This window comes from Pseudomonas sp. 1176_21, assembly GCF_052850635.1.
On sequence record NZ_VXCV01000006.1, the window covers coordinates 355,888 to 365,532 of the forward strand.

Consider the following 9,645-nt stretch of genomic DNA (forward strand, 5'->3'; position numbering starts at 1 on the left):
GGCCCGTCGGTTATCTGTGAGGGACAGTAATGCGCCTGGAAGTGAGGCTCAATGACCGAAAGTTACAAGTTAATGACCGTAACTGACAGTGCGTGAGGCGCTGGCCTGTTCACGGATGCAGGCAGCGTTCGGCCAGTTGCCGAGCCTGATCGTGGGTGATGCCGGTGTTTTGCTGCAGGGCGAGCGGGTGATCGCCCGCGTCCACGAACACCAGCGGGCGGTCGCCCAGGGCCTGGGTCTGCAGCGTAGCCTTGAGGTTGAGGGTCGAAACCTCATAGGGGAACTCGCTTTGCACACGTGCCGCATAAGGTGGTTCGCGCTCGCGACCTGGGGTTTCCCACAGTTCGCTGGTGCGGTAGAAATCCGCCTCGCTGACCGTCACCCAGGTCAGCCACACGAACGGCTCGGGTGAGCCGATGATCGGGATTTCCAGGCGCCCGAGCACGAAGTGGTGGGTGTCATCGATGATGCACTGATCGCTGGACAGTGGCGCACGCTGCTCGCGCTCTGCCTGCGGCAGGTCATACCAGGCGGCAGGGGCTGGCGCGCCGAAGGTGGTGGGCAGCTCGTCGTGATACTCGCCACAGGTGGCGCAATGGAAGCCTTGCATGGTGGGTACTCCTTGACACTTAAGGCCGGATCAAGCCGCGCGGCGCGCAAACGGCAGCGTCATGTTACAGGCCCAGCAGTGCCTTGAGCGCAGGCATTACCCACTGGGGGTGATCCTCGTGCGGCGAATGCCCGGTAAACGGGATGTTCAGCAGTTGCGCATTCGCCACCCGATCGGCCAGCTCGCAGGCGTTGGCCCGCGTTACCAGGCGGTCTTGATCGCCATGAATCACCAGCAAATCGGCGGTGATGCCGCACACCGTTTCATTCGGGTAGCCCTGCTCGCCTGAATCCAGCCACAGCTCGCGCAACGCCACGGCCAGGCGGTCGAAATCGGGTTCGGGGTTCAACTGCAGGTAGCGCTCGTAGCTGTGCGGGAACAGCTCACGCCAGCGCGCGCCGGTCACGCGGCTGTACATGCCGCGCACGGGATCATCCGCTTTCAGTTGCCAGTGGGCACCGATCGTCACCAGTTTGTCGATGCCAGCACTCCCGGCAGCCGCGATGCGCAGCGCTGCAATGCCGCCATCGCTGTGGCCGACGAGGCTGAAGCGCTCAAGCCCCAACTGCCGGGCAACCGCCTCCACATCCAGTTGCAAGCGCTGGTAGGTCAGCGGCAGGTGCCCCAGGGTCGATTTGCCCTGGCCGCGGCTGTCGATGCCGATCAGGCGATAACGTTCGGCCAGGGCTGGCGTGATGGCATTGAAGGTTTCGATATCGCCAAAGCCACCGTGCAGAAAAACCAGTGCCGGGCCCTGTGGATTGCCTTGCTGTTCACAATAGAGGCGTGCCCCGGCAACTTCGACGTACTGGCCGTCCTGGTGAGTGAATGTCGTCATTTTAGGGTCCCTTGATTGTGTCGCTGTGGCGGTTGTCGGCGGCAGTTTAATGCGTTGCGCCTTCGACGCGGTACCCCTGATGCCCTCATTGCCATGTATGAAGTCCTTTGCTTAACGCATCGTCCTGTCATTGATCGGAAAGACACATCCCTTACTCTGCCCCCAAAGGGTCAGTACGAAAATAGCGACAATCATGAGTGCCCCGCCATAGGTTGCAGTCAACATGATGAATGACAGCTTTTTATGCTCAAACTTGAAAACCATCGCCCACATTTCAAACATGCCAGAAAAAGTGTTCATATTGACGCCTCTCTTTTTGCAAAATTGATTTGCATAAATCACCGCCGCCGCCATTGAAACACCACAAAAAGCAAACAAGGAAATTCTGAAAAACTGAATCGTGTCGCACATAACTCACCTAGAATAATGGGGCTGGTACATCACGACAGACAAAACATTCTCGTTTTTCGCCTTACACTGCGCCCCCACGACAGTGCGAACTCGCCAAGCTGGGCCCCCAGTATGAAAAGCCATCCTAGTGGGCTGACACTGCAAAAAGCACGAAGTGATACAACGTGATAGTCATCACGAGCGGAAACATTTTCATCACCCTTGACGCTTAGCACAAAAATAACCCGCAACCAAGCACACAGTGGAACCAAGCCCGTCACAAAAATAGCATGCCGAATTACTTCAATAGGTGTGGGTGAATCCAGACCCGCGAGCAGTGCAAGTAAACAGAAAGCAAGATAGGCAATTACTACCATGACAGCGAGAGCGAGCTTCACACCTAACAAAACGCGCGACTGACTCACCGCGACCTCATAATCAACTAAACAAACTGAATCATAAACCACCAGCCTTCACCAATGGCATGCTCAACTATCATAGAAACTTACCCCAAAAAAACTCTAACGCTTCGTAAGCATCCTCATCGTCATAGGCCTGAACCAGAAACTCAAGCACCTGCGCAACCGCCGCCTGCTTCGCGTCATCCATACATTTCATCTTATAAAGATCATCATCTCTGGCATACATCAGCAGCCTTGATGGCAGTTCCTTGGAAATTACATCACCTTCATCATATTGCTCACATGCGATAAAAAGGTAAGCTGGCAAATAATACCTCATCCCGACGGGGGCCATAAATGACAAACATGCAGATGCATCTCCAACATATTCATCTACCAATATATCTAGCGTAACATCCCACCAATTCCGACCCTTGAAAAAATCCCTGATCTGAAGGGGCTCAGGATAAGAAGACGCTACAATCTGAGAGGCCTCCGGCGGCGCTGTACACTTAAAAGCGAGTTTTATTTGTTCTCGAATTCTGCGCCGTTCCATTTTCATGGAATCTTCTTCTCGCATAGCGCTACACTCTCCCACGCTTTGATTGCTTCATCTCGGTGCTGTTTATCCCCAACAGCGAAATATCGATTATTTACAGCATTACGAGCTAACGCACACTCCAGATTCACCTCACGCTGAATTGAAGCTTGCACAGGATCGGTAACTCCCTTGCAAGTACGACGCCCGCTTTACAGGCCCTGTCAATATCTCGCACCCTGCTTACCGTATTTATCTATAATTAATTTTAAAATCACACCCATGGCTCTGCCCCCATATTGTCAACGCAAGAATAACGATACCTATAGCTGCCCCCCCATAGGCCGCAGTCAGCAGGAGGATGGACAGCTTCCTGCTCTCAAACTTAAAAACCTTGCCCCACACCTCTAACATACCTGAGAACGTATTCATGTTGATGCCATTTTTTTACTGTACGCGCTTGCATACAACACAGCAGAAACCAACAAAACCCAACAAATAACAAACAAAAAAATCCGAACGAACTGTATTACGTCGCACATAACCTACTACCTAAAAACGTAACACCCGGGCCGGCAGGAGCTTTAACTTCAGGGCCACCCCTATAAACATAAAGCTCGGACTGGTTGAGGGTTGCCTAAAACAACCCTGAATCAACGCCATTCCTACTCCCACACCTACGTTGACTCCTTTGCATCAGGATCAGAAAACTCCAAACCACATGATCGCTTCCGGTCCATATGCTTAACGCATTGATCTGTCATTGATTGGAAAAACGCACCCCTGGCTCTGCCCCCACAAAGTTAACACGAGAATAATGACTGCTACGCACAGCCCCCCAAAGGCGGCTGTCAGCATCAATATCGACAGTTTTTTGTTTTCAAACCTGAAGACCATGCCCCACATTTCAAAAAGGCCTGAAAAGGTATTCATATTGATACCTTTTTTCTTGCAACAATGATTGGCATAAATGACGGATGCCGCCACAAACACCCCACCGAGGACAAATAAAAAAATACGGAAGAACTGCAATACATCACACATAAACCACCTAGAACAATGGAATTGAAACAGCGGGGCTGGCAGGCGTCTTGATCTCAGGCCCCACTCCTGCCCCGAAACCTACATACAGTTCTGGCCACGTCGAGGTCTGCGTGACATCAATCTGGATGATACCTAGCGCTACCCCAACTCCCGCCGCCGCCGGCAACGACTTCGAGTCAGGATCAGAGAATTTGAAACCGCAACTAGCAGTCGCACGAGCACCTACACTCATAACGGGTATAGCCACCTGCCCCGCCGCACCGGTTTTTTCGTTTGCACTCATACCGAACGAGACACCCGTGCCTACCGCAGCAGTAGCAGAAGCCCTACACTCCCCCGTCATAATAGGTTTGGCCGGCGGCGGCGCCATCGCTCGGGAAACCTCATCCGGTGTCGCACCATTCTGCAACATCCAACTTCCCAGTGAAGCGCGCTCCGCGACGCCGGGCATGTTCAGGTCGAACAGCCCCAACGGGTCAGCCCGCATAACAGGCTTGTTACTCACATAGCTGTACACGTTCAACCCACCCAGCATCCCGATCGGGTCTCTCGACACATAGCGCGCCATGCGGGGTTCGTAGTAACGGAATCGGTTGTAATGCAGCCCTGTTTCAGGGTCGTGGTATTGCCCCTGAAAACGAATCGGATTGCCCACGCCATGCTGCGCGGCCCACGACGAGCGCTCTTCACGAACCTCACCCCACACCTTGTACTGCCCCGTCCAGGCAACATTGCCGTTGTGGTCGGTGATTTCCATTGGCGTGCCCAGGTGGTCGCAGTGGTACCAGGCAATGACGTCGAACGCTGGCGCAGTGGGCAGTGCCTGCCAGAGTGGGTCCTGGTCGATGTCGTAATGACGGCCCTGCCAGTCGGGTTGCCTGAGCAGGCGTATCGAGCGCTTGTGCAACGCTTGAGCCACAGGCACGAAGCGGCCCGGTTCGTAGAGGTAGTGAACGGTACGGCCTGTGTCGCCCTCGTCGAGGGGCAATGCGCTTTCCCAGGCCAGGGTTTCGCCGTCCCATCCGTACAGCGTGAAACCGCAGTGCAGCTCACGCTGACGCTTGCTGCGCTGCATTGCATTCCAGCCGGTGCCGGCCTCGGGCTTGTCCTTGTAATGGGCGACGGCATGCTTGTGCAACCGCCGACCAAGGGCGTCATAGCTGTATTCCACACTGAGCCTGTCGTCGCTGTAGCGCACCAGGCGATTGAACAAGTCCCAGCTGAAGTGGGCAGGCACACCGTTGTGCAAGCGTTGCACAAGGTTACCGCGCTCGTCATACGTGTAGCGGCTGCCCGCGTATTCGCGCAGCACGTTGTCCATCACCTTGTGGGAGCTGGCATCGTTATCCAGCGGGCGATGCAGTTGCCGCGCCTTGTCCGTCAGGTTGCCGGCCGGGTCGAAGGCAAAGGTTTCTTCACCCAGGCGGCTGTTGGCCTGCAGCAGGCGGCCTAGCGGATCGTACTGGTAGGCCAGGTGACCACGACGGGTATCGAGGATGTCTGTCAGTTGACCGGTCGGGTCGTATTGATACTCGCGCTTGCACAGAATGGATTGGCCGTCATGACTGGTGAGCAACTGTTCTTGCGGACGCCCTAGCGCGTCCCATACCTGCGTTTGCGTCAGTTTGTTGCCCTGATGGCGGGCGACTTCGCGATGCAGATCGTCGCGCTCATAAGCCAGTATTTCGTGCTGGTCAAGTCGCATGCCCAAGAGATGGCCGCTGCCGTAAGTCAGCCAGCTGACCTTGTGGCCATCCGGGCGCGTGGTGGCGATTCGCTGGTTGAGTGCGTCGTACTCGTGCAGCCACACCGCTACCATCGGCGTACCCGTTGCCAGGTAATGCTGGTGCTCACGGGTCAGGTTGCCCGCGTCGTCATAGAACCATTGCAGTGTGCTGGAGTCGTTGATCGCCTGCAGCACCTTGCCATTACCGTCGTAGGCAAAGCGCTCTGTTTGGTGCTGATCGCCAAGGTGCGCTGTGCGCTCGATCAACCGGCCCATGCGGTCGTGGTGCAAATCGATGCGGCGCTGACCCACCTGGCTGCTCGCCAGGCGCCCAGTGCAGGGGTCGTACCGATAACGGACGGTCACACCATCGAAGCCGGTTTCTGCCACTCGACGTCCCATGGGATCGTACTGGTAAAACGCGCACTGCTCGTTCTGGTTCTCCAGGCTGAGCAACCGCCCCAGCCTGTCCCACTGGTAGCGCAACGTGTGCTCCTTCGCATCCACCCGTTCAGCCAACAGACCGGCAGCCGTATAGGACCAGGTAGTACAGCGATCCAGCGCATCCAGGTGCGCGAGCAAGCGCCCTTCGGCGTCACGCTCGAAGCGCTCTTCGGTTTTGTCTGGATGAATCACCTTGGCCAACTGCCCCGCCTTGTATTCGTACTGCGTCTTGTCGCCCGCCGCATTCGCGGTTTCCACCAATTGCCCGCATTCGTTGTAGTGCCACTGGCTGGTCTTGCCCGAACAGTCGGTGTATTCGAGCATCTGCCCGGCCTCGTTGTACCCGAGTTTCTTCTCGTTGCCGTGAGCATCCTTGATTGCCTTGACCTGGCCTGTGGCGGTGTAGGCAAACTCGGTCTTGTTGCCCAGCGGGTCGACCGTCTCTACCAGGTTGCCGCGCTCGTCGTAGTCCCGTCGCCACAGCCCACCTTCAGCATCCCGAACCTTGATCAGCTGATCATCGTCGCTGTACGCGTAATGCACCACGCTATGGTCGGCACGAATGTGTTGCAGCCGGTTGCTTCGCTCGTCGTAGGCAAAACGATCCTGGCTGCCGTCGGCATGAAGGTGGCGAATCAGGTTCTTGCGCTGGTCGCGAAACAGCCACTCCGAGCGCCCATCCGGGTACTCGATACGATAGGTGTAGCCCTGCGCATCGTAATAGTGACGGGTCTGCTGGCCATACGCGTCAGTCACCGTTGTCAGGCGAATGTGTTCATCCCAGGTGAGACGAGTCTCGAAGCTGCCGTCGTCTGCCCATTCGTGCACGGCCCTGGCGCGAGGGCCGCTGCCGTCCCAGCGCAAGTTGAGACCACGACCGGTACGGTCGGTATAGCGCGTGATCAGGTGATGCTGGTACGCGTACTGCCAGGCAGCGCCATGCTCGTCCTGGGCGGTTACCAGGTCGCCAAGCCGATCGTGGTGATAAGCGCAGAGCTGGCGCAGCGGCTTGCCATCGACCACCTGCCAGAGCCCCTGGATACGGCCATGCCCGTCAAGCACGGTGCCGAGTTGCAGGTGTACCTTGGCAGGGTCATTCTCCTGGTAGGTGTTGATGTCCGAGAGTACCGGGCGCCCCTGATGACGGTGCTCGTAATGCAGCATGGCTCCTGCGCCACTGCGCAGCACGATATGCGTGAGGAGGAAGCGCCCCCCTGCCCGCTCATAGGTTTCCTTGCGCCCCAGCCCGCGCATGAGAATCAGCTGACTGTCGGTGGTGCGCACCAGGGCGTTGTACTCCACCGGGTCATAGTGCGACATACCGATCTTGGGCAGCGGGTAGGCATGGCTGCGGCCATCCACGTCGTGGAACAGCACGCCGTCATCCAGCACATCGATGCACGTGGTGAATTCGGTGATCCAGCGTGCGCCCAGGCTGGCGCTGTCGAGGGCATCGAGGCGCGAATGATAGGTACGCGTCCACACGATCGGAAACGGCCCCGGCAGGCTGAAGTCGGTGTGCTGAAGCGTCTCGCTACCCGAGGCGAAGTTGATGCGGTTGCACGTGCTGGTGGGCGCGCCATTCTTGCACTGGTTGGCCTCCAGGCTCGCCGGGCTCTGCATCTTCTGCGTTTCGACCTTACCGTCGGCAGCCTGGTGCTGGGCCGTGCTGATGGCCGCGGTCTTGACGTTGGCCACCACAACCTGGGGGTTGCGCGTGCGCCATTGCTCTACGCTGCTGGCCAGCTTCATGCGCAGGCCTTCAATGGAGCAAGGGCGGCCGGGATCGGAAAGTTCAAGGATTTCAGCACGCACCTGTGGCGCCAGTTCCCGCAGGCGCGCAATCTGCGCCAGTAGGCCAGCTTTGCCCTCGTCCCCCAGTGCAACGCTGACAGCAGCACTGGTCATGCCTTTGCCGGCCGCCTTGTAGGCATCAAAGGCTGCCCGGAGATAGTTGTCGATGCTCGCCGTCGGGTCGTGGACAAGCCGGCTTCCAGCTGGCGCCGAGACCGGGCTGGCCACACCCACAGCAGTGCCGGCAACCAAAGCACCGAGGCCTGAGGCGATGTCGAGAATGATCTGTTCGCCCAGGATTGCTGCCTGGGCCAGCGCCTCCTTGAGATTGCCCTGGGACTGCTCGACGAAGTCATCCAGGCTACCGACGATGTCAGCATTCAAGTGGCCCGCCATCAGCTCCATCAGCGCATCACCCAGCGCCCGCTTGCCCTCCTGGCGCACGATGAACAGCATCGGGCGCAAGGCCATGCGTGCTGCGGTCATGCTCGCAGGGGAAGCCACCAGACCGATCAGGTTGAGCCCGAAGCTCGCGCAATCAAAGGGCTCAGGTACGTTGCTGCGCGCCAGCGCGACAACATCACCCAGCGCGTCGACCAAGGCAATGATATTGCCTGCCATGGGCACACTGCCGGCGACACCGCTGATGCGCTCGAGGGTGGCAAAACTGGCACTGACCTCACGTAGCCAGGCATCGAAGACCACGGCGCCACGACCAACGTCCTCTATCTGGATTTCGCGAAGCGGGGTGATGGCTACCTGCGAGGCGCGGGAGTGGTCGTCGCAAGCGTAGGTATGTTCAGTCATGAGATCAGTTCACCTGGCAGCAAATCGGTAACAGTGTTCAGGCTGTGAGCCTTGAGTTCAGCCAGCTTGGGTACTGGCAACCTTGGCAGGCCGGCCAGGCCCGCCGCACTCAGCGCCGCCGAGGCGGCAGGCAGCGTAGAACCGACGGCACTGGAAGCGCTGACCCGCTGTGCCAGCCCACCCATGCCGCCCTGCATTGCGCCCCGCATCTGCTGCATACCTTGGAGCGCGCTTTGGCCGGTGTTGAGCAAGTCACTGCCGGCCTTTGCTGCATGCATGCCCTTGCCGGCGAGTTGCTTGGCCTCTTCGATCAGGCTGCCGCCAACATCAGGCTTGAGCTTGTCGAGCATCGCACCGAGCATCGACGGCGTGCCCTCTTCGAGGGCCGACAGGCTCGGCCAGGGCAGGCCCTTGGTAAAACTGCCAAGGCTCCAGGTGTTGACCGTATCGAGACCAAACCTGACCCACGCCGGCCCCGGCGCAACCCCCGACACGGCATTGAACCCCTGGCCATCGAGGCTGCCCTTGAGCACCGTGCCCAGCGCATCGGTCACTTCGTAATCGCCGGCCTGGATGCCCTTGGCATTGGCGTACAGGTTGAACAGCTCCAGGTTTCCCTTACCCGGTTTGGGCGGCTCGGGGAAGGTGCCGGCCAGGCTCTTGGGCCCCACATGGGCGAAGTTCGCCGCGTGCGCGGTGTACGGCCCGGTGGTCACGTGGGTGATGCCACTGGCGTTGTAGGTGGTAGCACTGCCGCCGCCCTGTACCACCAGTTCGGTCTTGGCGGTGAGGGTGATGCGATCGGCATTGGCAGTGATGTCGAGCTTGGCCAGCAGGTTGATGCTGTTCTTCAGGGCCCGGAAGTCGATATCTCCTGATACGGCGATCAGCCGCCAGCCCATGTTCTGCACGAACAACCGCATGCCCTGGCTGGCACTGGCCAGCAGCCGCTTGCCGATCGACAGGCTCGTATGCCCGGTGCTGCTCAACGCCAGGTGTTCACCGGTCGCGACATGCGTCGAGCGCGGCGTGGTCAGGGCAATGCCCGCCGGG

8 protein-coding genes are annotated in these 9,645 nt (G+C 58.4%); all 8 read right to left on the minus strand.

Annotated features, from left to right (window positions below; translation table 11 throughout):
- Window positions 1-109: 109 nt before the first annotated feature.
- Window positions 110-610: a DUF2199 domain-containing protein gene (locus tag FW760_RS16955; RefSeq protein WP_116055079.1), complete on the minus strand. Its 501-nt coding sequence runs from the start codon at window positions 608-610 to the stop codon at window positions 110-112.
- 64 nt (window positions 611-674) lie between these two features.
- Entirely contained in the window at window positions 675-1,448 is a 774-nt protein-coding gene (locus FW760_RS16960) for an alpha/beta fold hydrolase (protein WP_116055081.1), read from the minus strand.
- Between the two features lie 111 nt (window positions 1,449-1,559).
- The gene (locus FW760_RS16965; protein WP_146095027.1) at window positions 1,560-1,859 is read right to left on the minus strand and encodes a hypothetical protein; all 300 of its coding nucleotides are present in this window, start codon (window positions 1,857-1,859) and stop codon (window positions 1,560-1,562) included.
- A 29-nt stretch (window positions 1,860-1,888) separates the two neighbouring features.
- A complete protein-coding gene (locus FW760_RS16970; protein ID WP_146095028.1) occupies window positions 1,889-2,305 on the minus strand; it encodes a hypothetical protein in 417 nt (138 codons plus the stop codon).
- 28 nt (window positions 2,306-2,333) lie between these two features.
- A complete protein-coding gene (locus tag FW760_RS16975; protein ID WP_147303886.1) occupies window positions 2,334-2,801 on the minus strand; it encodes a DUF6714 family protein in 468 nt (155 codons plus the stop codon).
- Between the two features lie 720 nt (window positions 2,802-3,521).
- Window positions 3,522-3,821: a hypothetical protein gene (locus FW760_RS16980; protein ID WP_147303887.1), complete on the minus strand. Its 300-nt coding sequence runs from the start codon at window positions 3,819-3,821 to the stop codon at window positions 3,522-3,524.
- Between the two features lie 7 nt (window positions 3,822-3,828).
- Window positions 3,829-8,592 carry an RHS repeat-associated core domain-containing protein gene (locus FW760_RS16985; protein ID WP_353229462.1) on the minus strand — a complete coding sequence of 1,588 codons (4,764 nt, stop codon included), beginning with the start codon at window positions 8,590-8,592 and terminating at the stop codon, window positions 3,829-3,831.
- Window positions 8,589-9,645, minus strand: a 1,057-nt coding sequence (locus tag FW760_RS16990; RefSeq protein ID WP_446443895.1) for a DUF2345 domain-containing protein, incomplete at its 5' end; no start/stop codon positions are given. The genes FW760_RS16985 and FW760_RS16990, both read right to left, overlap by 4 nt.

Bases quoted from the DNA above. Each gene is read 5' to 3' on its own strand.
- FW760_RS16980 (WP_147303887.1), bottom strand. From the start codon at position 3,821: ATGTGTGATGTATTGCAGTTCTTCCGTATTTTTTTATTTGTCCTCGGT.
- FW760_RS16965 (WP_146095027.1), bottom strand. From the start codon at position 1,859: ATGTGCGACACGATTCAGTTTTTCAGAATTTCCTTGTTTGCTTTTTGT.
- FW760_RS16975 (WP_147303886.1), bottom strand. From the start codon at position 2,801: ATGAAAATGGAACGGCGCAGAATTCGAGAACAAATAAAACTCGCTTTT.
- FW760_RS16955 (WP_116055079.1), bottom strand. From the start codon at position 610: ATGCAAGGCTTCCATTGCGCCACCTGTGGCGAGTATCACGACGAGCTG.
- FW760_RS16985 (WP_353229462.1), bottom strand. From the start codon at position 8,592: ATGACTGAACATACCTACGCTTGCGACGACCACTCCCGCGCCTCGCAG.
- FW760_RS16960 (WP_116055081.1), bottom strand. From the start codon at position 1,448: ATGACGACATTCACTCACCAGGACGGCCAGTACGTCGAAGTTGCCGGG.